The organism is Mycobacterium sp. ITM-2016-00318, assembly GCF_002968285.2.
Lineage (GTDB): Bacteria > Actinomycetota > Actinomycetes > Mycobacteriales > Mycobacteriaceae > Mycobacterium.
In genome coordinates this window covers 1,128,512-1,154,167 of record NZ_CP134400.1, presented here as the reverse complement: position 1 = coordinate 1,154,167, position 25,656 = coordinate 1,128,512, and the positions used below count along the sequence as shown (strand labels likewise).

Below are 25,656 nucleotides of genomic sequence, written 5' to 3'. Positions count from 1 at the left end.
CGGCCCGCCGGCTGAGCCGAAGGAGCGACCATGGGCGAGAAATGCCTGCCTGACGAGCTGCGATCGCTGTTTCTCTTCGAGAAACTGAATGATCGGCAGTTGCAGGTCTTGTGCCAGAACGGGCACATCGCGGTGTTCGACACCGGACCGGTCTGCATCGAGGGCGAGCCCGCGTCGTGTTTCTACGTGCTGCTCGACGGCGAACTGGTGATGAGCAAGTACTCCGGCGGGGTCGACGTCGAAACCGGCCGCACCTCCCAACGCGGCGTCTACTGCGGTGCGTGGTCGGCCTACATTCCCGGCGAGGAGCACCTCTACGAGGCGTCGGTGCGGGTGACCAAGCCCTCGCGGTTCTTCGTCCTCGACGCGGACGCGTTCGCTCAGTTCATGCGCGACGAGTTCCCGATGGCCGTACACCTGCTCGAAGGGCACAGAGTCGGCGGCCGGCGGCAGAGCCAGGTGCTCGGCCAGCGGCAGAAACTGCTCGCGTTGGGCACCATCACCGCGGGGCTGACGCACCAGCTCAACAACCCGGCGGCAGCCACGGCACGGGCCGTGGCCGATCTGCGCGAAGGCGTGGGCAAGATGCGGCACAAGCTGGCCATGGTCGCCGACGGAAAGTTCACCCCCGAGGCGCTGCGGACCTTGGTCAGCATCCAGGAGGAGGTCGCCGAGCAGGTCGCCAAGTCCAAGGCGCAGGAACTGACCGCACTGGAGGCATCCGATCGGGAAGACGAGATCGGTGACTGGCTCGAAGACCACGGCATCGCCAGCGCCTGGGAATACGCGCCCACGTTCGTCGAGGCGGGTCTGGATATCGACTGGCTGGAGCGTATCGAAGGTTCTGTCGACGCGGTGGATGCGACGGCTTCGCTGCAGAGCGCGATCGGGTGGTTGAAGTACACCATCGACACCGAGCTCCGGATGAACGAGATCGCCGACGCCAGCGAGCGCATCTCGGGCCTGCTCGCCGGTGCGAAGAAGTACTCCCAGATGGACCGCGCCGAATATCAGGTGGCGAACGTCCACGAGCTTCTGCACAGCACGTTGAAGACTCTCTTCGGGGGCAAGGTCGGACCCGACAAACCCATCAAGTGCGTAAAGGACTGGGACAAGTCCCTGCCTGAGATCGCCTGCTACCCAGGCGGTCTGAACGAAGTATGGGACGTCATCATCAACAACGCCATCCAGGCGATGAAGGGCAGCGGCACGCTGACGATCCGAACCGCCCGCGAGGGCGACGACAAGATCCGGGTCGAGATCTGCGACGACGGGCCGGGGATCCCCGACGAGATCATCGACCGCATCTTCACCGCGTTCTTCACCACCAAGCCGTTCGGCGAGGGCGACGGCCTAGGGCTCGATCTGGCCCGTCGGATCGTCGTCGAGAAACACCAGGGCGATATCCGCGTCGAGTCCGAACCGGGCAATACGCGCTTCGTCATCCTGCTGCCGCTGGTCGCGCCCGCGCCGCTGGCAGCGACGCCGACAGAGCTTTCCGGGCCGGCGGATTCGACGCAGCCCGCCTGAATCGGAATACCCTCCGCCTCGCCGTAGGTTTACTCACCATGACGACTCAAGCACTCCGTTCTTCGGGCAAGCCCTCATCACCCAATCTCGGCGCGTTCGGCGCGTTCGGCCACCACTCGCTGTGGCAGCAGCTGTCCGGAGACCAGCTTCGGGAAATCGAGTCGCTCGGATACGGCGCCATCTGGGCCGGCGGCTCACCGGCCGCAGAGCTGTCGTGGGTCGATCCCATCCTCGAGCAGACGAGCAGGCTGAAGCTGGCTACGGGCATCGTCAACATCTGGACAGCCGAGCCGGGTCCCACCGCGGAGTCGTTCCACCGAATCGAGAAGGCCTATCCGGGCCGCTTCCTGCTCGGCATCGGCGTCGGTCATCCCGAGGCTCATCAGGAATATCGCAAGCCGGTCGACGCCCTCACCGACTACCTCGACAAACTCGACGAATACGGCGTACCCAAGGACAGCCGCGTGGTGGCTGCGCTGGGTCCGAAGGTGCTGAAGCTGTCGGCGGAGCGCTCGGCCGGAGCGCATCCCTATCTCACGACGCCCGAGCACACCGCCGAGGCGCGCAAGCTGATCCCCGACGCGTTCATCGCGCCCGAACACAAGGCGGTGCTGACCACCGACCCGGAGAAAGCGCGCGCCACCGGCCGCAAGGCACTCGAGATCTACTTGAACCTTGCGAATTACTTGAACAGTTGGAAGCGGTTGGGCTTCACCGACGATGACGTGGCGAAGCCGGGAAGCGACAGGCTGGTCGACGCCGTCGTCGCCTGGGGCACAGCCGACGAGATCGCCGCGCGGCTGAAGGAGCACATATCCGCAGGCGCAGACCATGTGCCGGTGCAGGTGCTGACCGGACCTGACAAGCTGGTGACTGCACTCGCCGAACTCGCCGGGCCGCTCGGCCTGCGATGAATCGTTCGGACCGAAGGGGGATCCGCATGACTGACGCTGTTTCGCTCAAGCCAGACCTTGGCCGCTACGGGGTGTGGACGTTCGGAGTGCCCAAACCCGAGCAGGCGGTCGAAATCGAGAAGCTCGGCTACGGCGCGCTGTGGATCGGCGGGTCCCCCGCGGGCAACCTCGAATACGTCGAACCGATCCTCGAGCAGACCGAGACGCTCCAGGTGGCCACCGGCATCATCAACGTGTGGACGGCGCAGGCCGACGAGGTCGCCGACGCCTACCACCGGATCGAGAAGGCCCATCCCGGTCGGTTCCTGCTCGGTATCGGCATCGGCCATCCCGAGCACACCGAGGAGTACCGCAAGCCCTACGACGTTCTCGTCGAGTATCTCGATGTGCTCGACGCCGCGAAGGTGCCGACGAGTAGGCGCGTCGTGGCGGCCCTCGGGCCGAAGGTGCTCAAGCTCGCCGCCCAGCGCAGCGCAGGCGCTCACCCCTACCTGACGACACCGGAGCACACCGGGTCTGCGCGTGAATTGGTCGGTGCCACCGTGTTTTTGGCGCCCGAACACAAAGTGGTGCTGACCACCGATGAGGCGCAGGCGCGTGAAATCGGCAGGCAGACCGTGGACTTCTACCTCAACCTGAGCAATTACCTCAACAGTTGGAAGCGACTGGGGTTCACCGATCAGGACGTCGAGAAGCCCGGCAGCGACCGCCTGATCGACGCCGTGGTCGCCTACGGCACGCCCGACGACGTCGCGAGGCGGCTCAACGAGCATCTCGAGGCCGGCGGAGACCACGTCGCCATCCAGGTGCTCGGCGGTTGGGACAACTTGCTGCCGACGTTGCAGGAGCTCGCCGGACCGCTGGGGCTGAAGGGCTGACGACGCCGCGACCGCTACGGTAGATCCATGCGGTTGCTGGTCACCGGCGGCGCTGGCTTCATCGGCGCCAACTTCGTGCACGGCGCGGTCGGCGAGCACGAAGTCACCGTCCTCGACGCGCTCACCTATGCGGGCAGCCGCGAATCGCTTGCGCCAGTGTCGGACGAGATCCGCCTTGTGCAGGGCGACATCGCCGACTCCGAGCTGGTGGCGAAGCTCGTCGCCGAGGCCGACGCCGTTGTGAACTTCGCCGCGGAGACGCACGTCGACAACGCGCTCGCCGACCCCGAACCGTTTCTGCACTCGAATGTCGTCGGTACCTACGCCGTATTGGAGGCGGCGCGGAAGCACGACGTGCGGTTGCACCACATCTCGACCGACGAGGTGTACGGAGACCTCGAACTCGGCGAACAGCGCCGCTTCACGGCCGCGACGCCGTACAACCCGTCAAGCCCCTACTCGTCGACCAAGGCGGCCGCCGACATGCTGGTGCGGGCGTGGGTGCGGTCATACGGCGTGCGCGGGACGATTTCGAACTGCTCGAACAACTATGGGCCCTACCAGCATGTGGAGAAGTTCATCCCGCGCCAGATCACCAACGTGCTGACAGGCAGGCGGCCCAAGCTCTATGGCGCCGGCGCCAATGTGCGCGACTGGATCCACGTTCACGATCACAACAGTGCGGTGTGGCGGATCCTGCAAGACGGCCAGATCGGCCGCACGTATCTGATCGGCGCCGAGGGCGAGCGCGACAACCTGTCGGTGATGCGGACGATCCTCACGTTGATGGGCCGCGATCCCGACGACTTCGACCACGTCGTCGACCGCGTCGGCCACGATCTGCGGTATGCGATCGACCCGTCGGAGTTGACGGACGAGCTCGGCTGGCGTCCCGAACACACCGACTTCGACGAGGGGCTCCTGGCGACCATCGCCTGGTATCGCGACAACGAATCATGGTGGGGCCCACTGAAGGAAGCCGTCGAGGACACGTACGCAAAGCGGGGTCAGTGACGTGGAGGTGCGCGAGCTGGCCGTACCGGGGGCGTGGGAGATCACCCCGAAGCTGCACGCCGACGACCGCGGCCTGTTCTTCGAATGGTTCACCGACGCGGGGTTTCAAGAGATCACGGGGCATCGGCTGGATCTGCGCCAGGCGAACTGCTCGGTGTCGGCGGCCGGTGTGCTTCGCGGTCTACACTTCGCTGCGCTGCCGCCGAGCCAGGCCAAGTACGTCACCTGCGTGCGCGGTGCGGTTTTCGACGTAGTGGTCGACATCCGCGTCGGCTCACCGACATTCGGGCAGTGGGACTCGGTGCTGCTCGATGACCGCGGCCGTCGCTCGGTGTACATCAGTGAGGGCCTGGCGCACGGTTTTCAAGCGCTGTATGAGGATTCGACGGTCATGTACCTCTGCTCGGCGGGATACGACCCGGATCGCGAACACACCATCCGCGCCACCGATCCGGCGCTCGACATCCGTTGGCCCGGCACCGATCACGTGCTGTCGGAGCGCGATGCCGGGGCGCCGACGCTCGAAGAGGTCAAGGCCGCCGGATTGTTGCCGACGTGGGAGGACGCCAAGGCGTTCGTCGAGGAACTGCGCGGTCGCTGACTAGTTTCGTCCGGCCGCCTCACGCCACGGCGTTCATCGATCCGGTGGCAGCAGCATCTCCTGCCAGGACTTATCCGCGGCCCCACCTCGCGCAAGATCATCTTGGGTGTGCTGCAGCCCGTCGGGTCCGAGGTAACCGCCGGTGGCCGGGTCGTACTCGGCGACGGCCACCGGCGGTGCGGCAGACGGTGGCGGGTCGCCATCCGCCGGGGCGCTGGGCGGCAGCTGTGGAATCGGCTGGCCGGACATTGTCGCGTTCGGGTCGCCTTTCCAGTTGAAACCGTCGTTGAGCGGCACATACTGTTCGTCGCTTTCGCACAACTCAACCGACGGCGCGCGCTTCCCCGGCACCGTCTCGCACGGAATGTTGCGCGCACCACGCACATTGAACGGTGAATCCGCCGGAACGCGGCAATACAGATCACCCTCGGGCCGGTCGGGAGCGTCTTCGAACGTCGGCATCCGCTGCTGCTGCGCCGGCAGGAAGCCCGTGCTGCACGGCGGAGGCAGGTTGATGTTGAGGTTGAAGCTCAGATACTGACCCTTGTAATCCTGCTTGGTGTCGTGGTTGGCCACCAGCCCGGCCTGTCCCGCCGAAACGACCTGCGGAAACAGCACCAACAACTGTTCGATGTTGTCGCGGTAGGCGACGGCGACCTGGCCGACACTGAAGAGGTTGGCCAGCACGACCGGAAGCGTGGGTTTGACGCGGTCGACCAATCGCCGAGCCGAATCTGCCGCAGCTCCGCCTCTTTCGATGACACGAGCAACGGCGGGGTCGTGGGTCTGCAGCTGTCTCGTCACCGTGGAGATGTGCGATGCCCAACCCTGGATGGCTTCCGAAGTATGGGTCTGCGAATCCAGCACAGGCTGTGACTGCTCGATAAGCGCGATCAACGGATCGAGATTCTCGCGTGCGTCGATCGCGAGGTTCGACGAGCCTCTGACGATTTGGGACAGCTCGGGGCCGAGGCCGCCGACAGCGGTATAGGACTCGTCTATGACCGTCTTCAGGTTGTCCCGGGGTATCGCCTGCAGTCCGGAGTTCGCGTCGGCGAGCAGGGTATTGACATCGGGCGGCACGGACGTGTTCGACAACGGTATGACGTCACCGTCCCGAAGCGGCCGCGCATCGCCGCCACGCGGGGACAGCGTCACGTACTGCTCGCCGATCGCCGACTGACTGTGCACCTCGGCCCGCAGATCGGATGGCACGTCGATGCCGGATTTCAGTGAAAGCACCGCTTCCACGGCGGTTCTGCTCAGCCGTACCGAATCGACGCGGCCGACCTCGGTGCCCCGATACGTGACGTTTCCGCCGGCGTAGAGGCCGCCGGCCTGAGGCAATTCGACAGTGACCGTGTAGCGGCCGACACCGAAGAGCATGGCGGGCAACTTCATGAAGTGCAGAGCCATCACACCCATCGCCACTAGCGCGATCACGGTGAAGATCGCGAGTTGGATCTGCATACGTCCGGTCAGCCGCATTTAAGGCCCCTGGTCCCAGCGATACGGCACCGTCAGCGGGTTGCCTCGGGTGTAGGGGCTGGGGAACTGACCGATGGTGCGTCCCCACTGCAGCTCGAGCTCGGTGAGGTTTCCCTCCCACCGGGTCCCTGTGAACATGCCTGCGTCCAGTCGGCTCAGGGTGAGGTCGACGATGGCGGTCAGGTTGGCATAGTCGCCGCGCTGCCATTTTTCGATGGTCTCGTTCGGGAAGGGGAAGGTGGGGATCAGACTGAGTGCTCGGGTCATGCTCGGTCCGGCATTGGCCAGAGACTCGAGCACCGGCCCGACGTCGCTGAGTTCCTTGACGAGGTTCTCCTTGGTCTGGTTGACCGAATCGACGGTCAGCGCACTGAAATCGGCGAGCCGATCCGCCGCATCGACGAGGTTCTCCCGTTGGCCGGCGAGCACTGCGAGCGCGTCCGGAATCGTCTCGAGAGCACGGTCCAGCACGGGTCGCTGCGCGGCGAACGTCCCAACCAGCTTGTTGAGGCTGTCGGTGGCGGCGATGATGTCGCCGGTCTGGTCGTTGAGGTTGCGGATGAAGAGGTCCAGCTGCTCGAGCATGCTGCGCAGATCCTGCTCGCGGCCACGGAATGCGGTGGAGAACGCCTCGGTGATGTCCTGGACCTGGCCAAGACCGCCCCCGTTGAGGACCAACGAGAGCGCCGCCAGGGTCTGCTCCGTACTCGGGAAGGCTCCGCCGCGCGACAACGGTATGAGTGAGCCGTTGTGGAGCGTGCCGTTCGGCGGAACGTCGGCCGGAGGCGCCAGCTCGATATGCAGCGAGCCCAGCAGGCTGGTCAAACCTATTGTCGCGGTCGAGTTCTCGGGCAGCACCACATCGTCGTTCAGGCGCATCGTTACGAGGGCGTGCCATCCCTGGCGCTCGATCTTCGTCAACGTGCCGACGTTCACGTCGCCGACACGGACTCGCGAGTTGGGCTGGATGTTGTTGACGTCGGGTAACTGCGCCTGGATCGTGAACGCACCGTCGCCACCGCCCTGCGTGCCCGGCATCGGCAGAGAGTTCAACCCTCGCCACTCCCCACAACCCGATATCCCGGCCAGCACCGCGACCGCTATCACAGCGCTCACGATGCGGCGCATGTGCGTCATCAACCGCCACCGCCGGCAGGCATCATCAGGCCGGGCAGGCCCGCCGTGGGGTCGGTCGCCCCGACGCCAGGTGCCTGGTCGCCGGACGGCGCTTCGGCCGCCAGCGGTGCCTCAGGCGCCGGCGGTACGAAATCGGGACGCATCCAGTCCTCGCTGTATGTGACCTCGTTGGGACGGGCCTGCGCACCGACGAACAGGTTCTCGGCGATCGGCGGAAAGTTGTACTGCCGGTTCTTGACGATCGGCGCTAAATACTGGACACACAGTTTCGACGACTGCTCGGCGTTCAGGCGTGACGCTGCCTGGACCGCGCCGCAGAGAAAGCTGATCGGGTCGGCGAAATTGTTGACCGCCAACGCTCCGGTGAGCGATCCGTTGGCAGGCTCGAAGATGTTGTAGAAGTTGCCGACCGTCGTCGGCGCGATGTGCAGAGTCTGCTCGAGGTCGTCGAGGCTGCCAACAAGCGCACCGCTGATCCCGGCGAGTTTGTCGGCGGCGGTTCCGACGGCCTCGCGATTGTCGTCGGCAAAATGCTGGACGTCGCCGATGACGGCGCTGAGATCCTCAACCGCACTGCCGACCTTCTGCGGGTCGTCGGCGATCAACGAGCTCACCGCGGCCATGTTCTGGTTGAGCTCCTCGAGAAGTCCCGCGCTGTCGTGCAATGCGGAGACCAAGGTCGACAGATTCTTGAACGTGGTGAAAATGTCGCTGCTGTGATCACCCAGCGCTGAAATCGTCTGCGACAGCTTGATCACGACATCGCGAATGTTGGCGCCCTGCCCGCGCAGGTTGTCGGCGGTGGTGTTGACGAGCGCGCCCAGCGTGCTCAATCCTCCCGGTTCGGTCGGCTTGAGCAGCTTCGTCAAACGCTGTAACTGAATCCGGACGTCATCCCACTCCACCGGGACCGCGGTGCGATCCAGGGGAATGACAGCCCCTGTGGATAGTGCGGGTCCGCCTGTGTAGGCGGGCGTCAACTGGACCGCCCGACCGGTCACCAGCTGCGGTGACAGGATCACCGCCTTGGCTGCTGCCGGAATCGGATAATTGCGGTCCACCCAGAATGTGACAACGGCCCGCGTTGGCTGCGGCTCGATCCTGTCCACTTTGCCGACCGGCACTCCGAGAATGCGAACATCGTCGCCCGCGAACAGCCCGTTGCTGTTCTCGAAATATGCTGTCAGCCAGATTTTTCCGACACGGTCAGCGTGCCGGAACACGACGAACAGGCCGGCGGTGAGCGTGAGGACCAGCATCAGGGCCACCAACGGACGGGTTCTGCGCAGCCTGCGGTTCATGGCTGCATGACCGGATTCTCGACGGGAGCGACAGCCGCAGGAGGCCCTGGCGGCGGGCCGCCGGGGGGTGGTGCGGGAAGGGGTTCCCGATAGGGGTAGCGCGGATCACCGGGCTTGCCCGTAATCGCCTCGGGCAGGTTCAGCGCTGGCTCGCCCCCCTGCCCTGTCCTGGGAAACGGCACCGGCAACGCCGGAGTACCGGGCTGACCGGTCTGGGGGTCGGTCCGGTCGGAGGGCAGCAGCACACTGGGATCGAGGCCGAGATCGGAGAACGCCGCATCGATGAACGGCTGCACGAACTGGCCCGGCAACAGGTTGGCGACATACGCCTTGAAGAAGGGACCGGACGACAACGACTCGCCCAGCGACATCGCATACTTGTTCAGCAGTTTGATTGAGGTCTGCAAGCGCTCCTTGCGGTTGTCGACGATTGTCAGCACGCCGTTGAGCTTCTCGAGGGCGGGCCGCAACTGCTGCCGGTTGTCATCGATGAAACCCTTGAGCTGAAGCGAGACGGCAGAGATGTTCGTCCAGATCTCCTCCACGGCTTTGCTTTGCGTCTGTAGCTCCGCGAGAACCGCGTTGGTGTCACCAACGAGCTGGACTATCTGATCGCTGCGCTGGGCCAGCACGCCCGTGGCGGTTGCGGCATTGTCGAGCAGGTTGCGCAACTGAGCGTCACGCCGGTTGAGCGTCTCGGCGAATCGCGAGACTCCCTGTACGGCGTTGCGCAGTTCTGCCGGGGTGTCGGTGAATGCTTCCGACAGCGTCGCCATGGAGGCCGATAGCTGATCAGTGTCCAGTCCGCTGATGGTGTTCGCGAGATCGCCGAGTGCATCAGGCAATTGGTACGGCGACGACGTGGCGCTCATCGGAATGGGTCCGGTGAGCGTTCCGCCGCCACGGGGCACGACGTCAAGCACCTTGGTGCCCAACAGACTCTTCGTCTTGATGGCGGCGTGAGTAGCCTCGCCCATTCGGATGTTCTTGTCGACCCTGAAGTGCACCAGTACCTGCGCTCCGTCGAGTTCGATCCGCGAGACTCTGCCTGCGGGAAACCCGGACACCTCCACATCGGCTCCGGAGAGAAGTCCCCCTGCGTCGGCGAAGTAGGCGGAGTAGGTCTTGCCTTGGCCGACAAGCGGAAGATTCTGGTATTGCAGCGCCGCGACGACGATGGCGGCGACCACAGCGACGCCGACGGCACCGATCACCATCGGGTTGCGCTCGGTGAAAGATTTCATTTCGGTGCGCACCGCCCCGACGCCTGGCCGGCGACCTTCACATATACCGGCTGACCGCCTTTTCCGTTCAGCTTGAGCACGATGTCGCACAGGTAGAAGCTGAAGAAATCGCCATACATGCCCTGGCGTCCGAGCGCTCGGTACTTCTCCGGCAGCGTGTTGAGCAGATTGTCGAGATAGTCGTGGTCGGCAACGGCGATCGCGGCGGTCCGGTCGGTCTCGTGGACCACCTTCGCAAATGGCTCGCGCGACTGGGCCAGCAGATCGGCGATCGATTCGGCCGCGGCGTCGGTGTATGCCAAAGCGTTCGAGAGGTCTGTCTTACGCTCGGCGAGCCGATGCACCAGCTCTGACAACGACGTCACTGCGCTGTCGAGCCGATCGGACTGGTCGCCGAGCGAGGATAGAACCACGTTGAGGTTGTTGACGACTTCGCCGATGAGTTGGTCGCGGTCTGCCAACGTGTTGGTAACCACCGCCGCCTGATTCAAAAACGACACGATAGTGGAGCCCTGTCCCTGCAGAGCCGAAATCAGTTGGCCGCTCAATTCATTGACCTGTTCGGGGTCCAACGCTCGAAACAGCGGCTTGAAACCGCCGACGACGGAGTCCAGGTCAAGCGCGGGCCGCGTCCTCGTTACCGGAATCGTGTGGCCGGGCCGTAGCGCCTCCAGGCCGCCGGCCCCTTCCTGCAACGCAAGATAGCGTCCGCCGATCACGTTGTCGTAGCGGATTTCGGCCCGGGTCCCCTCGGTCAACAGGACGGAATCGTCAGCCGAGAACTCCACCCGTACCGTCGCGTCGGGGTTGAACGAGACGTTCTTGATCTGACCGACTTCGACTCCTGCGATCCTGACCATGTCGTCACGCTTCATGCCAGAGACGTTGGTGAATTCGGCGAAGTAGCTCTTGCCCTCGCCGAACCGGAACTGGGCGAACACCGCCAGCAGCGCGAACGCTCCAAATGCACACACCGTCAAGAAGATCAGCAGGCGCCACGCCGCGCCCTTGAAGTCGTCTTTCACGGTGCTGTCTCCTGCGGTCGACGGGGTGCGTTCACGGTTTCGGCGCCGGCGGGTCGGCGGGTGCCACACCTGGAAACAGCGGCGTGCCGCCCGGGGCGTAGAGCGGTGCCCCGTAGGGCGGTGCTCCGGGGTACGGAATCGGTCCCGGCGCGGGACCCGGTAGACATTGCCTGATGCTTGGCGGCTCGGGATCGGCGCGCGTGACCGGAAGAAAGTCGGCCCAGCAGGGGTGGCCGATGCCGGGATTCGGCCGGATGTCAACGCCGGTCCCCCAACCGGTATTCGTAATGACCTGGCGGACAGGGAAGTTCTTGGTGGCGTCCGGCAGCGACCCGCACCCGGGCGTGCCTCCCGGGCCGCCCTTCGCGGCGGTGATCGGCAGGTTCTCCGGGTAGCTGTAGGGGTCGTTTCCCAACAGCAGGCCGACATCAAGCTGGATCGAGCGGCCGTCGCCCCCGCCCCAGACGTCGAACCCCCCGTTGTCGAGGAACCAGGTCGCTCCCTGTAACCAGCAGGTATATACCGGGTTGTACTTCAGCAACAGACTGGTCGTCGACTCCAAAGAACTGACGAGTCCGATAAGGCTGTCCTTGCTGGAAGCAAGCAGTTCGGTGCCCGACGTGGCCAGCCCAACCGTGTTGAGCAGCAAATCATCGAGGTCGGATGCGTGGTTGACCACCGTTGCGCTCGTGGTGCTGGCGCTGTCCAGCACGGTGACGATGTCCGACGCGACGGCGGCGTATGTTTCGTTGAAGCTCTGAAAGGATCGCCAATCCTCTCGGATGGTGTCGCTGCGCGCGTTCAGGGCGGTCAGCACCTGATTCAAGTCGGTGGTGGCGCGCCCCATCCGCTCTCCCTGACCGCGAACACCGTCGGCGACAGCGGTCAATACCGAATTCAGCTTGGCCGGGTCGATCATCTCCAGCAGGGCGGACACGTTCTGGAAGATTGTGTTCACCTCCGTACTGACGTTCTCCGAGTGCAGCACCGCGCCCGAGACAAGTCGCACCGTGCTCGGGTCGGCGGGCACCACAAGATCGACGAATTTCGCGCCGAACGCGGTGGTGGCTTGGATCTGTGCCTGCACGTTGGCCGGGATGAACTGAATCTGGTCGGGATCGATTGCCAATTCGATTCTGGCGTGGCCCTCCAAGCCGCCGACAGTCTTGACCCGACCCACCTCGACGCCGCGCATCTTGACCTTCGCGCCCGTCTCCATCACCAGCCCGGTCCGGTCGGAGGTCAATGTCACTGGCACATAAGAGCGGAACGTGCCGGCGAAGGATGTGGTAGTGACGAACAGGAACACCACGACCGCCGCCAACAGGATGGCGGTCCACCACGCATTCTTGAGGCGAGCTTCGCCCGGCCTTGGCCGCACGCTAACCTGCCAAGTTGAAATTGCCGGTCTGGCCGTACACGGCCAGTGAAATCATCACTATTTCCACTGCGGCGACGACCATCGAGGTACGCACCGCACGGCCAACCGCTTCGCCCACGCCTGCGGGGCCGCCGGAGGCGGTGAAGCCGTAGTAGGTGTGCACCAGCATGATGACGACAGTCATCGCGAGGCATTGGAAGAAGGACCAGATCAGGTCGGCCGGGCTGAGGAACGTGTTGAAGTAGTGATCGTAGACGCCCGAACCCTGTCCATAGATGGCCGTGGTGCCGTACCGGGCAGCCAGGAAAGCCATCATCACGGCGATGCAGTACAGCGGGATCACCACGATCACCCCAGCTACCACCCGAGTAGCGGCGAGGTAGGCGACGCTGCGGATACCGATCACCTCGAGGGCATCGATCTCCTCGTTGATCCGCATCGCACCCAACTGGGCTGTCGCGCCCGCGCCGATGGTCGCCGACAACGCAACGGAGGTCGTACCGGGGACGATCAGGCGTACGTTGAAGAAGGCCGATGCGAAGCCGGTAAGCGCTTCGAATCCGACGGACGCCAATTGGTTGTAACCCTGCACCGCCACCAGCGCACCCGTGGTCATGGTGAGGAACCCGACGATCGCCACCGTCCCCCCCACCACCGCCAATGCTCCTGTGCCAAGCCCCATCTGAGCGATCAGTCGCAGTAACTCGGTTCGGTAGTGAGCGACCGCATCCGGTATGGCGGCCAATGTGCTGGCATAGAAGCGGGCCTGACCGCCGATTCGATTCCAGGTAGCGGCGCCCTCGGCTGCGGTTTTGCGCAGCCACCCATGGGTCGTCCTCGACTCGCTCGTGCTCGCGTGGGTCATCGCGCTACACCGTGAACTGGATGCCGACGGCGGTGACAATGACGTTGATGGCGAAGAGCACCATGAAGGTGAAGACGACCGTCTCGTTGACCGCGTTTCCGACCCCGGCAGGACCGCCGTCGACAGATATACCCTTGTAGCAGGCGATCAGGCCCGCAGCCAAGCCGAAAAGTGCTGCCTTGGTCAACGATACGGCGACGTCACCCGCGCCGGTGAGCAAGGTCAAGCCCGAGATGAACGCGCCCGCTGAGACATTCTGGATGAAGACACAGAAGAAGAACGCACCCGCGAGGCCGACGATGATGACCGATGCGGAAAGCGCCAGCGCCACCGTGGTAGCGGCAAGCACACGCGGAACGACCAGTGCCTGGATGGGATTGATGCCCATCACCCGCAGGGCGTCGAGTTCGTCGCGGATCGTTCGCGCACCCAGATCAGCACACATCGAGGTCGCCCCTGCGCCCGAAACGACGAGCACCGTGACTATCGGCCCGATCTGATTGACGGTGCCGATCGCGGCGCCGGTTCCGGAGAAATCCGCCGCGCCGAACTCATTGAGCAGGATGTTGAACGTGAAAACCAGCAGCACCGAGTAGGGCATCGTCAACATCAGGGCGGGCAGCACGGAAACCCTTGCCACAAACCAGGTCTGAATGATGTATTCGCGCCACGCGAACGGTGGCTTGGTCATCATCACGAACGTGTCCAGTGCCATCGCGAAGAACCCGCCGATCGCGCGTACGGGCTTGGAGGCGACCTGCGCAGCGGTCACCATTGCGCCGCGAGCCACTTGAGGTCGATGTTCTGTCGCCGGGTGGAGTTGCTCACGCTGGCCCTCCGGACAGGTCGAATGTGGACGAGTGGCACTCGCGAGGCTACCCGGCTCGCAGCCTAAATGTCTATAGATGATACGGCTCTGAGCCGCCTTCTAGCCTCTAAACTTCGATTACAACGGCTGTTTATTCTGCATGATGTATCTCTGCAGTACCCCCATATACGGAAATTCCGCCATCGCGTGTGCGGTCCCGCCCATCGGTGAATGCCTGCAGCGTAAGGGCGGAATTCATGAAGTCGCGAAAGTGAACCCAGCGGCCGTTACGCAAGGTGATGATGTGCGCGAACTCCGACTCCCATTCGTGTCCGGTGGCAAGTCGGCGGAACCGCTGCCGGCCCCAGGTCGCCAGATCATTTCCCTCCGCAATGAACTTCCACGGTTCCATCTCGACGATCTCGATCGTTTGCGCGACCTTGGCGAAGAACGTCGTGGCCTGCTCGATGCCGCGGTAGTCGCCCGCGTAAGGAATCTCATCGGTCCCGTAATAGGTGATCCGCACGTCGGAATCGAGGTGGCTGAGCGCGGTCTGCAGATCGCCTGCGGGTACCGCCGCGTAGATCGCCTTTGTGGCCGCGATATTGCACGACTCGTTCGTGGCGGTCATGACAGCTGCAGCGGCAGGCGGACGTACGCATGGGTGAGCAGGCTGGCGGTCTGCTTGGTGCCGGGATCATCCGTCAGTGCGATCGTCTGGTAGCGATCGAGTATCGCGTTGAGCATGGCGATCACCTCCAAGCGGGCAAGCGATGCGCCTAGACAGAAGTGCAGGCCATGACCGAGCGAAAGCTGTTGCCGAAGGTTGGACCGGTCGATGTCGAACCGGCCCGGATCCTCGAACACCGCGGGGTCCCGATTCGCCGAGCCGAAGAACAACGCCACCCAATCGCCCTGTCGGATCACCTTTCCCCCGACCTCGGCATCTCGGGTGGCAATGCGAAACAGGCGTTGCGGTGGCCCGTCGATTCGAAGCGACTCCTCGACAAAAGCATTCAGCTGGGTGCGGTCTGCGCGAACCCGCTCCGCGATATCGGTTTCCCGCGCCATCGCGTGGAGCAGATTGCCGATCAGAAATGTCGTCGTCTCGCTTCCCGCGACCACCAGCGTGACACAGAACCGGACGATCTCCTCCGGCGTGAGCCGCTGCCCGTCCACTTCGGCCCGCAACAATGCCGAGATGAGATCATCGGCGTCGTCGACGTCGTGATCGGGTGGAAAGCGCGACGAGCGCTCGGCCAACCGCGCGGTGTGCTCCGCGAGCCTCGTCGCGAATGTCGCCACCATCTCCTCGTTGCTCGCGATGCGCTCTTCTGGCGTCAACGACGAGGACAGCATGAAAGCGTTGGCCCACCGCCGGAATCGGACGTGGTCGCCGTCGGGCAGGCCCAACAAGCGCACCATGGCCCTCGTGGGGATCTCGGCGGCGAACCCCATGACCTCCACGTCGCCCTCGCCGAGGTCGTCGAGCAGGCGCGGAATCAACTCGTTCAGCCACCCCTGCAGCCGCTTGACCCGACGCGGGGAAAACGCCTGGTTGACGAGCTTTCGCTCAACTTCGTGCTTGGGCGGATCGGTGTTGACCAGCATCAGGCTGGGTGCTGACGAGGCCTCCTGGAGCGGATCCCGAGACGAAAACGTCGCGCTGTCACGGGCGGCCGCGAAGACCTGGTCATAACGGAAAAAGGCCCACGCGGTGACGGGCTCGTCGGCTCCCGGAACAGTGCCAGGCGGCCAGTCCCGATATCCCGCAACGGGTGAAAGGTCGCGAAGCTGGTCGTAGTGCGGGTACGGGTCGACGATGCCCTGCGGAGTCGTCAACTGATCGAGGGCCGACGTGATGGTCGATGACATGTTGACCAGCCTGTGCCAACCAGCGCAGCAAATCGATCCCCCGATAGGGGGCACTCCCGCCCCCGTATGAGGGGAATTTGCTATTCCCGACCCCGCCCGGCACCGTCCGGAGAACAGTGGGATCGTGACAGTACTCAGCGAAGGCTCAGCCACCCCGTCGTCAAGCGCATTGGCCGATGACAACCATCCGGGTTGGGCGTCGCGTCCTGCCCGGGAGACCGACGCCCACCGGCGCTACCGAGAGGCATTCGCAGATTCTGGCGCCGTTCCCAGTGACGACCCGATGGCGGTGGTGGCCGACGCGGTCGACGCCAAGATCACCGTCGTGCGCAACGCGTTGGAAACGCTAGGCAACGAGGACGCGCTCAATGCACTCGAGTCGATGCTGGACCTGTCATCGCTTGAGCGCGAGCTGATCGAGGACGGCGCGAGGCGGCGCACCTTCGCACTGCTGCAGGTGCAGGAGGGCCTGAGCAAATTGCGGGCAGTCGACGACGTCGCGATGATCGTGGATCGGGCGCCGCGCGAACTCGTGCAGTCATGCGGATTCGATCGCGCCGTTCTCTTTCGCGTGCACGAAGGCCGAATGGTCATGGAGTCTGCCTATTTCGGTGAGGACCGCGACGGCGCGGAGAAGATGGTTCACTTCGCGCAATCCGTTGCGCCGCCGCTGGATCACATGCTGCTCGAAACGGAGATGATCCGGCGCCGTGCGCCTGCGATCGTGCGCGACGCCCGCAACGATGCCCGCGTCAACCGCCCAATCGTCGACTTCTCGATGACCCACTCCTACGTGGCGGCGCCGGTGATGCCGACTGGCAAGGTCATCGGATTTCTGCACGCCGACCGGCTGTATTCCGGCCGTAAGGTCGACGACATCGACCGCGATACGGTGTGGGCGTTCGCCGAGGGTTTCGGATATGCCTACGAGCGCACAGTCCTGCAGGAACGGATGCGCCGCCAACATGCGGAGGTCCGTCGCGCATTGGCCTCTGCCGACGCAGCCGCCCGTGCGCTGCAGGACGCGGATCTAAACCTGCGCAAGATCGAGCCGGTCGAACGTAGCCCTGCCGCACGGTCATTGGCCGAAGTACAGACACGAGTCATGGCAATGTTGACCCGTCGTGAGATCGAGGTTCTCCGGTTGATGGCAGCCGGCCGCACGAATCAGCAGATCGCCGACGAACTCGTGATCTCGGCAGGCACGGTCAAGTCTCACGTCAAGCGAGTGCTCCGGAAGCTGCATGCGACGAATCGTGCAGAGGCGGCGTCGGCCTACGTTCGGCTCGCCGCCACGCCCGGGGCCGGCTGAGCCAGAGGCCGTTCGCCTCTTCATCGAACGTGGCTTCCATTCGGTGAACTGGAGGAGATCGCGGAGGCGTGGCCGCAGCGATCCTCACCGCACAGGACGATCGCCACCGTCCCCCCCACGACCGCCAATGCTTCTGTGCCAAGGCCCATCTGAGCGATCAGTCGCAGTAACCCGGTTCCTGAAAACCGGCAACACCGAGTAGGGCATCGTCAACATCAGCGCGGGCAGCACAGATACCCCTTGCCACAAACCAGGTCTGAATGATGTATTCGCGCCACGCGAACGGTGGCTTGACCATCAGGACCAACGTGTCCAGCGCCATCGCGAAGAACCCGGCGATCGCACGCACGGGCTTGGAGGTGACCTGCGCAGCGGTCACCACGATGTCGCCACGTTTCAGTGCCGCGGCGTATGTCTATCGCCGATACGCAGTTTGTGCAACCAAGAGCAGATAAATTGCAATGCAAGAGGCTATTTTTTCCAGATGATGTATCTTGTTGATACCAAGTCTTGCGGATCGCGCGAGGCATTGCAAAGACGCGGAATGTCAAAGGAGGCTTAACCGTGACCGACACCAAGGAAGCCAGCGAGAAGCTGGTGCGCGACTTTCTCGGGGCCTGGGTCGAAGGCGACATCGACACAATCTGCAGCGCATTCGCCGACGACGCGGTCTATCACAATGTGCCGGTGAAGCCGATTGAGGGCATCGCCGGTATCCGCGCGATCTTCGAGGCTTTCCTGGGTGCATTCGAGCAAGCCGAACTCGATATCGTGACCTTGGCCGCCGAGCCCGGCCTGGTACTTGCCGAGCGCGTCGACTACTTCACCATGAAAGACGGTCGCAAGGTCGTTCTACCGGTGTCTGGAGTGTTCGTGGTGAAGAAGGGCGAGATCACCCGGTTCAGCGACTATTTCGACCTTGCCGACTTCGAGCGGCAGAGTGGCTTCAGGCTGTGAGACGCGTGGGTTTGGCAAGATCTGTGTCGTGCCGATGATCGGGAAGGGGGCCTAAAAGGATGCAACCCGTCATACCCGCGGTCAAGCGTAGACCGAAGGATCGCAAGAAGCAGATTCTCGAGCAGGCCGTTCGCCTCTTCATCGAACGTGGCTTCCATTCGGTGAAACTGGAGGAGATCGCGGAGGCGGCGGGGGTCACCGCGAGAGCCCTGTATCGCCACTACGAGAACAAGCAGGCACTACTGGCCGCGGCCATCCTCACCGCACAGGACGAGTACCAGAACGCCCGTGGCCCCGGCGATAACGTGGCCGGTTCTGCGGTGCCGCCGCTTCGTGACGAGCTGCCTAATCTGATCGCTGCAGCCGTGGTGACGCGGGCACTGACCGTGCTGTGGCAGCGGGAGGCACGCTACCTCAACGACGTCGACCGCGGGCAGGTGCGGCGCAGGATCAACGCGATCGTCGCCGGTATGGACGAATCCGTGCGGCTCGAGATACCCGGCTTGGACCCTCGGCAATCGGAGCTGCGGGCATGGGCGGTTTCCAGCACCCTCACCAGCCTGGGGCGACACAACATGACGCTGCCGGGCGACGAGCTCACCGACCTGCTGTACCGGGCTTGCATGGCAGCGGCACGAACTCCGGCCCTCCGTTCCCTGGAACCCGTTGACACAACACTGAACCGAGAAGCGGCGTTGTTCTCCCGACACGAGACGCTGCTCGCCAGTGGCGCACGCCTTTTCCGCGCGCAAGGTTACCCTGCGGTCAGCACCAGCGAGATCGGCAAGGGCGCCGGAATCGCAGGCCCCGGTCTTTACCGCTCGTTCTCGTCCAAACAGGCCATTCTCGACGCCCTTGTCCGTCGGCTCGACGAATGGCGAAGCCTTGAATGCGTACGCGCGCTACGAGCCAACGGCACCGAAAAAGAGCGACTCGGCAGGCTCGTCGGAGGGCACGTCGCCCTGAGCATTGACGATCCGGACCTCGTCGCCGTGTCGATAACCGAACTTTCGCACGCGTCCAGCGAGGTCCGTGACGGCTATCTGAGAAACGAGGCCGACCGCGAAGCCGAGTGGACAGACCTCGTCCGCAGGCTGGTACCGGCCACCACGGTTGCCGAGGCGAGGCTGCTTGTGGCCGCGGCGCTCAGCTTCATCGAAGATGTCGCGCGGACATGGCATCTCACCCGACACGCCGGGGTCGGCGATGAGATGACCGCCATCGCGCTGTCGATACTCATGAGCCGTTCACCACAGCGCACAGACGGTCCCGCCGTCGGCGAACTGCGTGGTGCCGGTCACCATTGAGGCGTCGTCCGACAGCAGGAAAGCCGCAACGGCCGCCATCTCGGCAGGATCCGCCATCCGACCCTGAAGTCGGTCGACCATCGTGCGGCCGCCTCCCTCGCCCAGTACACCGTCGAACATCGTGATCGCGGCCTGCTGCATCGGTGTCTCGACGAACGCGGGCAGTAGTGCGTTGCAACGAATGTTGGCGGAACGGAATTCGGCGGCGGTGACACGGCTCAGGTGGATGATCCCCGCCTTCGACGTCCCGTAGGCGACCGTGCCCGCCGCCGCCACATGACCCGCAAGTGAGGACATGTTGACGATGGCCCCGCCGCCGCGCTCGACCATCTTCGGCGCCACATGCTTGGTGCACAGCCACGCACCGCGCAGGTTGATCGCGACCACCCGGTCGAAGTCTTCTACGGTCGTCTCGGTGATGGACGCGAAGTGCACGACGCCCGCATTCGCGACGAGCTTGTCGACACCGCCGAAGGCACCAACGCAAGCGTCGACCATGGCGATCACCTGTCCTTCGTCGCTGACGTCCGCCCGGTGACTGACAGCGCCGGCACCGATCGCTGCCGCAGCAGCGTCGGCGGCCGCGCCGTCAATGTCCGCGCAGAGCACCTTGGCGCCCTCGGCGGCCAATCGCTGTGCAATCGCAAGGCCGATGCCCGCCCCGGCGCCTGTAACGATGGCAGCCTTACCGTCCAGGTCTGGGTGCGTCACGAGCCGCCTCCCCTTCGTCTTTGTGAATGGTTTGCGCCACAACGCCTTACACCGCAGATGCGAATGCCGTCTCTCGCTGCTCCATGCGCCAGTTCGGGTCGAGTATCGCGCCGAACATCACCAGACCGAGGTCCGAGGTGTCGTCGGAGAGGCTGACCGGGCTCACCCCGAGGTCACGCAGGATCCATGCGACGGTTTCCGGCCCGTGATCGGGACTCGCGCTCTGCGCGCCAGTCTCCAGGCCGCAGCCGCGCAGCGGCCCGCTGGGACGCAGGTAGACGATCACGCCGCCACCTTGTGCCGCCATCAGCGCAAGCGCACTGTCGAGTTCCCTGCCGCACCGACACGCCAGTCCACCGAACACGTCGCCGGTGAGGCACTCGAGGTGTACGTGCAGTAACACCGGCATATCCGCGCCTGCGGCGCCGACGATCACCGCCAGATGCTCGGCGTTGTCGGTCAGCCCGCGGTATCCGATGACACGTGCGTTCCCGCCCCTGATCGGCATGACGGTCTCCGCCACCCGGATGACCTGCGGCTCGGTGCGCCGCCGATAGGCCGCGAGTTCTGCGATGGTCACGACCTGCAATCCGTATTCATCGGCGAAATCAAGCAACTCCGCTCCATGCGCCATTGCCGAACGATTCTTTCGGGAGACGATCTCGCAGAGTCCGGCTGCCGCCCGCCGCCCACCGAGGCGGGCAAGGTCGACGGCCGCCTCGGCGACTCCCGAGCGCTCCAGCACGCCCTGGTCGGCAGCCTGTTGCGGCACGACGTGACCCGGCCGCCGGAAGTGCGAGGCTTCAGACCCCGGTGCCACAAGTCGCGCGATGGTCAACGCGCGATCGGTTGCCGAGATACCCGTCCCCACCCCACGCCAGTCGACCGAGACGCGGTAGTCCGCGCGCGCGTGACTCACTGGCGGGAGGTTCAAGCGTTCGCATTCGCTGCCGGGCAACGCGACACGCACATATCCCGAGGTGTGCCGAACGGTGAACGCGAGCAGCTTCGGCGTTGCGGCTTCAGCCGCGAAAACTAGATGTCCGTCGTTGTCGTCCGAGGTGTCGTCGGTGACCACAACGGGACGCCCCGCCGTCACCGCCGCAATCGCCCGTCGTACACGGATGTCGGTTGTTCTCATCGACGCTCTCCTGGCACGCATACGCCGGCGAGTCGACGGAACCGACTGCCGTGGAAAACCAGCGGTGGGGTGTCGGGATCACCACCCAGGCGGCAGATTTCGAGCAGAACGATGGTGTGGTCGCCCGCGCTCACCTCTGAGTGCAGTGTGCAGTCAAACCAAGCGCTGGCGTCGTCGACCAACACTGCCCCGCCTTGCTGTTCCGTCCACGACACCCCGGCGAACCGGTTACCCGTCTTGCGCGAAAGGCCAAGACATGCGTCATCGTGACAGTCGGCAAGCACGCTGACGCCCAGCCTCGGCCGCCCCCGCAGTCGCGGCCAAGTGGTAGAGGTGTTCTGGACGCAGATGGAGACCAGTGCCGGAAGCACCGAAACGGGGGTGAACGAACTCGCCGCCATCCCGACCGGTTCGCCGTCGACGACGGCGCAGACGGCGATCACGCCGGACGGGAAGCAGCCGAACACCCGTCGCAGCTCGTCCTCGTCGACCCGAGGGGAAGCCATCTGCACCATGTCAGCCCGCATCTCTACTGAAGTCCGCGAAGGAAGTCGAGGAGCAACCGGTTGGTCTCCTTGGGCTCTTCCTGCTGAATCCAGTGTCCGACATCGGCGATCATGTGCGTACCGCAGTAGTTCGGCATCACCTCGTGTGCGCGCTCGATCGCCTCGACACCCCACGCGGTGCCGACGTCGTACTGGCCCCCGATGAACACGGCGGGCGGTGTCAGCGGCTTACCCTCTTGATCGGCCAGGTCATGCCAGTCGTTGTCGAGATTGTGATAGAAGCTCAGCGGCCCACCGAATCCGGAGCGCTCGAATTCCGCTGTGTAGAAGTCGACATCGGCATCGGTGAACCAGTCGGGCGCGCGCTCGGGATAGATGAAGGCGTCCTTCAACCGTGCCCCGACGGGCATGCACAATGGGCCCGCCCGGATCACGTCGATCGGATCCATCGACTCCAGGTCGACTCCGGCGGCGACGGCGGCCTGGGTGGCCGCGATCATCCCCTCCCCGGACACCGTGTACGTCAGGCCGAGCAACCAGCCGCGCACGTCCTCCTCGATCTCGGCGATGATGCCGTCCTGGGCGGAGAAGTAGTCCTGGTACCAGACCTTGTCGTCGCCGGCGAGCTCGCGGTGGTAGTCGTTCGGACGTCGCTCGCCGAACGGGCTGCCCGGCAGGCCTATCACGCCACGACCGGCGAACGGAACACTGATACCCGCAACGCCCGCACATCGCTCCGGATGCAACCAGGCGAATGTCCAGGCGACGGGCGCGCCCCAATCGTGACCGACGACGATAGCCTTGTCCTCGCCGTAGGCGTCGATCACACCGAGGACATCTCCGATCAGTTCTTTGATGCGATAGGCCGACTGGACACGATACTTCGACGAGCGTCCGTATCCACGCTGGTCGATCGCCACGGCGCGGTAGCCCGCTGCGGCGAGCACGGGCAGCTGGTGTCGCCACGAATACCAGGATTCCGGGAAGCCATGCAACAGAACGACAAGAGGCCCCTCGCCCTCCTCCACCGCGTGGATCCTGGTACCACGGCAGTGGAGCATGCGGTGAATCTGCGACATCTGGTTGATTCCTTCCAGTCTCAGGCTATGCGGCTCGCCGTCACCTCGTCGTCGACGATCTCCTCGAGTCGGTCAGGGATTTCCCTCGACGGCACGGTGCGGTTCTCGTAGTTCTTCGCAATGAGTGTCTTCTGTCCGGACAGTGTTGTTCGCGCCCACTTGCCGAGCACGCGCGCGACCACGCTCGGCCTCATCAGCGCTGACGGCGGTTTGACGAGATGAACGACCGCCAGGAAGTCGCGATAGGTGTCGAGGTCGTCGTGGACGAGTTCGATGACGCGATCCATGTACCAGGTCAGGGCGCGGAAATAGAACGGACGCTTCTTGTCCACATCCTTGATCCACCCGAAGCGCAGGTTCTGCTCGCGAATCACGAACCAGGCCGTGTCCGCCATCTTGCTGATTGACCGGTAGTAACGGCGTGGCAAGTCTGGTTGTCCCGCGCCGTATTTCGCGAGCAGCAACTGCATCTCGCGCACTTCCTTCAGTGCCAGTGTCATACCCAGCCCGGAAACGGGATCGGCGCTGGTGTATGCGTCTCCCACCGCCAGAAGTGCCCGGGGAAGATTGCGCTTCTTCTCGTAACGCAGCCGGAGCATGTTGGGGTAGCGGAAGTTGTAGATCGGCGACGCAGGCTCAAGGCCGTCGATGTTCTCGCCGACAACGGGGGACGGCATGCGGTCGGCGAATTCCCGGAACTCCCGCGCAGTGCGAGGGGGCGAATAACAGTTGTAGGCGACCAGCGAGGTGGACAGGATTGTCCGTGAATTGTCGGTGTAGTACTGCGCGGCGTAGGTGTCCTCGTATGGCCGATACGCGTAGCAGATCACCATCACTTTGTCCTGCCACTGTCGCTCGGGCGGAACATGGTGATGCATTGTGGAATAGAAGCAATTGATGATGTCCTGCTCGACCTCGGGCGCTCCGATGCCGATGCGGTCCAGGATTTGCGGTACCGGGGTGTTCTTTCCCGAGGCGTCGACGACGAATTCGGCCGGTACCACTTCGATCCCGTCGCCATCACGTGCTACGGCCACGCCGACGGCGGTTTCGCCGCCGCGCTCGAAGACCAGATCGGCCACCTCCGACTCGTAGCGGAAGCTGATCCGTTGTTCGCCGTCGAGGCGTCGGCGGACACACCATTCGAGCAGCGGACGTCCAGCGCAGACGATCTGTATGTCACTGGTACCTGGCTTCTTCCACGTACCACCAAGGCGGATCCGGTATTGCGCTGCCATGTCGACCTTGAACGCGCCCTCGCGAACCATGTCGTCGACGATCCCGGGAAAGATACGTTCTAATTCGATCTGTCCAGCGGTGAGCAGATGGTGGAGGTGCCAACCCTGTGCAGCGCCGGGTCTGCCTTCCCGACGGCGGTGGGGTCCGTCCTTCTCCAGCACGACGACCCGGTCGAACGTCTCGAGGAGTACCTTGGCCGCCGCGATACCCGCGATGCTGCCTCCGATCACCACCGCGGTCCCGCGGCCACGCCTGCGGATATCGGCCATGTCGAGGTCGGCATAGTCCACCCGCTGCGGTGTTCGCCTGCGCGCAGCCCCACTTGGGACGAACTTCTCGTAGTACAAACCGACACGGTGGAAATCGTTGTTGTCCAACCAGGTTCGCGTGGCTTCGACCATGGCCGCCGGACCGCACAGGTAGACATCGGCATCACCAGCCGAGAGCATTCCTTCATCGAGCAGGTCGGTGACGACTCCCACCTTTCCGTCCCAGCTCGCATCCGGGCGCGCGACGATGACCTGCACGTCCAGACCAGGCACCCATCGCTTTACCGCCTCCAGCTCGTCGAGCTTGCAAAGGTCGGCGGCCGTGGTGACTCCGTAGAGCAGGCGGACCGGTTGCGCGATGTCAGGGCTCAGGCTCTCGGCCATTGCAAGAATCGCCGACAATCCGGTGCCGCCTGCCATCAGGATCACCGGACGCACGATCGGACGCAGGAAGAAGTTGCCCTTGCTACACCGCAACGCGATGCGATCGCCGGGTTTTGCGCGATTGCGCAGGTAATCCGACATCACACCATCCGGCAGCAGGCGCACGATGAATTCGAGTTCATTGCGGCCGTCGGCGGGATGCGCGTAGGAGTAGTTCCGCCATGAATCGGTGCCGGGTACCTGCACCTGGGCGAACTGCCCCGCCTTGTACGTCAGGGTCGGCATATCCTGCGCCGACACCGAGAGGATGGCGGTCGTCGCCGATATCCGCTGCACCCCAGTAACCACTCCGCCTCCGGTTACCAACAGTGCCGCGTTGTCGTCGACCGGATACTGGACCTCGATTCGGCAATCCGACGTCGGAAAGGTTTGACACGTCAGAATCTTTCGCGATTCCCGCTCCACATCGGACAGACCTTCGGTGCGACCCATTTCGTAGTCGCCTAACGCGCACGTGGCCACACACGTCCCGCAGATGCCGCTCTGACATTCGTTGACGATGGCGACGCCGTGTTCCTCCGCAGCCTCCAGGATCGATTGATCTGGCCGCACCGTCATCGCCTTCTGTGTCCCGTCCGAATATCGAACGCTGACCTGACGAGTCTCCACAGCGTGGTCCCTTTCCGGTGC

Annotated in this window: 22 protein-coding genes and 2 pseudogenes; 8 read left to right on the top strand and 16 right to left on the bottom strand. The window is 64.2% G+C overall.

Annotation, left to right across the window (positions count from 1 at the left end):
- The first annotated feature begins 30 nt into the window (after positions 1-30).
- From C6A82_RS05645 to rfbC, 5 genes are read left to right on the top strand one after another with little or no spacing between them, the layout of a single operon-like run.
- Entirely contained in the window at positions 31-1,530 is a 1,500-nt protein-coding gene (locus C6A82_RS05645) for an ATP-binding protein (RefSeq protein ID WP_105342047.1), read from the top strand.
- 38 nt (positions 1,531-1,568) lie between these two features.
- Positions 1,569-2,444, top strand: coding sequence for an LLM class F420-dependent oxidoreductase (locus C6A82_RS05640; RefSeq protein WP_105342049.1), 876 nt, complete (start codon positions 1,569-1,571; stop codon positions 2,442-2,444).
- Between the two features lie 26 nt (positions 2,445-2,470).
- A complete protein-coding gene (locus C6A82_RS05635; protein ID WP_105342051.1) occupies positions 2,471-3,322 on the top strand; it encodes an LLM class F420-dependent oxidoreductase in 852 nt (283 codons plus the stop codon).
- A 27-nt stretch (positions 3,323-3,349) separates the two neighbouring features.
- Positions 3,350-4,336, top strand: a complete 987-nt coding sequence (gene rfbB, locus C6A82_RS05630; protein WP_105342053.1) for a dTDP-glucose 4,6-dehydratase — start codon at positions 3,350-3,352, stop codon at positions 4,334-4,336.
- Between the two features lies 1 nt (position 4,337).
- Positions 4,338-4,937 carry a dTDP-4-dehydrorhamnose 3,5-epimerase gene (gene rfbC, locus C6A82_RS05625; RefSeq protein ID WP_311101701.1) on the top strand — a complete coding sequence of 200 codons (600 nt, stop codon included), beginning with the start codon at positions 4,338-4,340 and terminating at the stop codon, positions 4,935-4,937.
- A 33-nt stretch (positions 4,938-4,970) separates the two neighbouring features.
- On the opposite strand, the gene C6A82_RS05620 is transcribed toward rfbC, so the two are convergent.
- The 10 genes and pseudogenes from C6A82_RS05620 to C6A82_RS05575 all read right to left on the bottom strand — a co-directional run bounded on the left by C6A82_RS05620 (position 4,971) and on the right by C6A82_RS05575 (position 16,061).
- Positions 4,971-6,425: an MCE family protein gene (locus C6A82_RS05620; protein ID WP_105348462.1), complete on the bottom strand. Its 1,455-nt coding sequence runs from the start codon at positions 6,423-6,425 to the stop codon at positions 4,971-4,973.
- Positions 6,426-7,562: a virulence factor Mce family protein gene (locus C6A82_RS05615; RefSeq protein WP_105348463.1), complete on the bottom strand. Its 1,137-nt coding sequence runs from the start codon at positions 7,560-7,562 to the stop codon at positions 6,426-6,428.
- A complete protein-coding gene (locus tag C6A82_RS05610; RefSeq protein WP_105348465.1) occupies positions 7,562-8,863 on the bottom strand; it encodes an MCE family protein in 1,302 nt (433 codons plus the stop codon). The genes C6A82_RS05615 and C6A82_RS05610 overlap by 1 nt, the downstream gene beginning before the upstream one ends.
- The gene (locus C6A82_RS05605; RefSeq protein ID WP_105348506.1) at positions 8,860-10,107 is read right to left on the bottom strand and encodes an MCE family protein; all 1,248 of its coding nucleotides are present in this window, start codon (positions 10,105-10,107) and stop codon (positions 8,860-8,862) included. Before C6A82_RS05605 ends, C6A82_RS05610 begins: the two co-directional genes overlap by 4 nt.
- Positions 10,104-11,132 carry a virulence factor Mce family protein gene (locus C6A82_RS05600; RefSeq protein WP_105348508.1) on the bottom strand — a complete coding sequence of 343 codons (1,029 nt, stop codon included), beginning with the start codon at positions 11,130-11,132 and terminating at the stop codon, positions 10,104-10,106. Before C6A82_RS05600 ends, C6A82_RS05605 begins: the two co-directional genes overlap by 4 nt.
- A gap of 31 nt (positions 11,133-11,163) precedes the next feature.
- Positions 11,164-12,513: an MCE family protein gene (locus C6A82_RS05595; protein WP_105348467.1), complete on the bottom strand. Its 1,350-nt coding sequence runs from the start codon at positions 12,511-12,513 to the stop codon at positions 11,164-11,166.
- A gap of 1 nt (position 12,514) precedes the next feature.
- Positions 12,515-13,378, bottom strand: coding sequence for an ABC transporter permease (locus C6A82_RS05590; RefSeq protein ID WP_233217135.1), 864 nt, complete (start codon positions 13,376-13,378; stop codon positions 12,515-12,517).
- Between the two features lie 4 nt (positions 13,379-13,382).
- Positions 13,383-14,153 carry an ABC transporter permease gene (locus C6A82_RS05585; protein WP_199193942.1) on the bottom strand — a complete coding sequence of 257 codons (771 nt, stop codon included), beginning with the start codon at positions 14,151-14,153 and terminating at the stop codon, positions 13,383-13,385.
- 259 nt (positions 14,154-14,412) lie between these two features.
- Positions 14,413-14,817 (bottom strand): annotated as a pseudogene (locus C6A82_RS05580) (nuclear transport factor 2 family protein); the annotation flags it as partial.
- Positions 14,814-16,061, bottom strand: a complete 1,248-nt coding sequence (locus C6A82_RS05575; RefSeq protein WP_105348471.1) for a cytochrome P450 — start codon at positions 16,059-16,061, stop codon at positions 14,814-14,816. The gene C6A82_RS05575 and the pseudogene C6A82_RS05580, both read right to left, overlap by 4 nt.
- A 124-nt stretch (positions 16,062-16,185) precedes the next feature.
- Here C6A82_RS05575 and C6A82_RS05570 point away from each other — a divergent pair, with 124 nt between their 5' ends.
- Positions 16,186-17,373, top strand: a complete 1,188-nt coding sequence (locus C6A82_RS05570; RefSeq protein ID WP_233217136.1) for a LuxR C-terminal-related transcriptional regulator — start codon at positions 16,186-16,188, stop codon at positions 17,371-17,373.
- Positions 17,374-17,553: 180 nt separating this feature from the next.
- On the opposite strand, the pseudogene C6A82_RS05565 reads toward C6A82_RS05570, so the two are convergent.
- Positions 17,554-17,695: pseudogene (locus C6A82_RS05565) on the bottom strand (ABC transporter permease); the annotation flags it as partial.
- 188 nt (positions 17,696-17,883) lie between these two features.
- On the opposite strand from C6A82_RS05565, the gene C6A82_RS05560 reads away from it, so the two are divergent.
- Positions 17,884-18,330: a limonene-1,2-epoxide hydrolase family protein gene (locus C6A82_RS05560; RefSeq protein WP_233217137.1), complete on the top strand. Its 447-nt coding sequence runs from the start codon at positions 17,884-17,886 to the stop codon at positions 18,328-18,330.
- 59 nt (positions 18,331-18,389) lie between these two features.
- Positions 18,390-19,637: a TetR/AcrR family transcriptional regulator gene (locus tag C6A82_RS05555; RefSeq protein ID WP_105348475.1), complete on the top strand. Its 1,248-nt coding sequence runs from the start codon at positions 18,390-18,392 to the stop codon at positions 19,635-19,637.
- Here C6A82_RS05555 and C6A82_RS05550 read toward each other — a convergent pair.
- The 5 genes from C6A82_RS05550 to C6A82_RS05530 are packed head-to-tail and all read right to left on the bottom strand — an operon-like array spanning position 19,578 to position 25,635.
- Positions 19,578-20,348, bottom strand: coding sequence for a glucose 1-dehydrogenase (locus C6A82_RS05550; protein WP_105348477.1), 771 nt, complete (start codon positions 20,346-20,348; stop codon positions 19,578-19,580). The two genes, C6A82_RS05555 and C6A82_RS05550, sit on opposite strands and share 60 nt — an antisense overlap.
- A 46-nt stretch (positions 20,349-20,394) precedes the next feature.
- Positions 20,395-21,489 carry a 3,4-dihydroxy-2-butanone-4-phosphate synthase gene (locus C6A82_RS05545; protein WP_105348479.1) on the bottom strand — a complete coding sequence of 365 codons (1,095 nt, stop codon included), beginning with the start codon at positions 21,487-21,489 and terminating at the stop codon, positions 20,395-20,397.
- A complete protein-coding gene (locus C6A82_RS05540) occupies positions 21,486-22,016 on the bottom strand; it encodes a flavin reductase family protein (protein WP_105348480.1) in 531 nt (176 codons plus the stop codon). The genes C6A82_RS05545 and C6A82_RS05540 overlap by 4 nt, the downstream gene beginning before the upstream one ends.
- A gap of 2 nt (positions 22,017-22,018) precedes the next feature.
- Entirely contained in the window at positions 22,019-23,074 is a 1,056-nt protein-coding gene (locus C6A82_RS05535) for an alpha/beta fold hydrolase (protein ID WP_105348482.1), read from the bottom strand.
- A gap of 20 nt (positions 23,075-23,094) precedes the next feature.
- Positions 23,095-25,635 (bottom strand): FAD-binding oxidoreductase, encoded by a 2,541-nt coding sequence (locus tag C6A82_RS05530; RefSeq protein ID WP_105348483.1) that lies wholly within the window; start codon positions 25,633-25,635, stop codon positions 23,095-23,097.
- Positions 25,636-25,656 lie beyond the last annotated feature (21 nt).

Coding starts and splice junctions, on each gene's coding strand:
- C6A82_RS05590 (WP_233217135.1), bottom strand. CDS start 13,378: ATGACCCACGCGAGCACGAGCGAGTCGAGGACGACCCATGGGTGGCTG.
- rfbB (WP_105342053.1), top strand. CDS start 3,350: ATGCGGTTGCTGGTCACCGGCGGCGCTGGCTTCATCGGCGCCAACTTC.
- C6A82_RS05620 (WP_105348462.1), bottom strand. CDS start 6,425: ATGCGGCTGACCGGACGTATGCAGATCCAACTCGCGATCTTCACCGTG.
- C6A82_RS05635 (WP_105342051.1), top strand. CDS start 2,471: ATGACTGACGCTGTTTCGCTCAAGCCAGACCTTGGCCGCTACGGGGTG.
- C6A82_RS05545 (WP_105348479.1), bottom strand. CDS start 21,489: ATGAGAACAACCGACATCCGTGTACGACGGGCGATTGCGGCGGTGACG.
- C6A82_RS05540 (WP_105348480.1), bottom strand. CDS start 22,016: ATGCGGGCTGACATGGTGCAGATGGCTTCCCCTCGGGTCGACGAGGAC.
- C6A82_RS05535 (WP_105348482.1), bottom strand. CDS start 23,074: ATGTCGCAGATTCACCGCATGCTCCACTGCCGTGGTACCAGGATCCAC.
- C6A82_RS05610 (WP_105348465.1), bottom strand. CDS start 8,863: ATGAACCGCAGGCTGCGCAGAACCCGTCCGTTGGTGGCCCTGATGCTG.
- C6A82_RS05555 (WP_105348475.1), top strand. CDS start 18,390: ATGCAACCCGTCATACCCGCGGTCAAGCGTAGACCGAAGGATCGCAAG.
- C6A82_RS05585 (WP_199193942.1), bottom strand. CDS start 14,153: ATGGTGACCGCTGCGCAGGTCGCCTCCAAGCCCGTACGCGCGATCGGC.
- C6A82_RS05575 (WP_105348471.1), bottom strand. CDS start 16,061: ATGTCATCGACCATCACGTCGGCCCTCGATCAGTTGACGACTCCGCAG.
- C6A82_RS05605 (WP_105348506.1), bottom strand. CDS start 10,107: ATGAAATCTTTCACCGAGCGCAACCCGATGGTGATCGGTGCCGTCGGC.
- C6A82_RS05645 (WP_105342047.1), top strand. CDS start 31: ATGGGCGAGAAATGCCTGCCTGACGAGCTGCGATCGCTGTTTCTCTTC.
- C6A82_RS05615 (WP_105348463.1), bottom strand. CDS start 7,562: ATGACGCACATGCGCCGCATCGTGAGCGCTGTGATAGCGGTCGCGGTG.
- C6A82_RS05640 (WP_105342049.1), top strand. CDS start 1,569: ATGACGACTCAAGCACTCCGTTCTTCGGGCAAGCCCTCATCACCCAAT.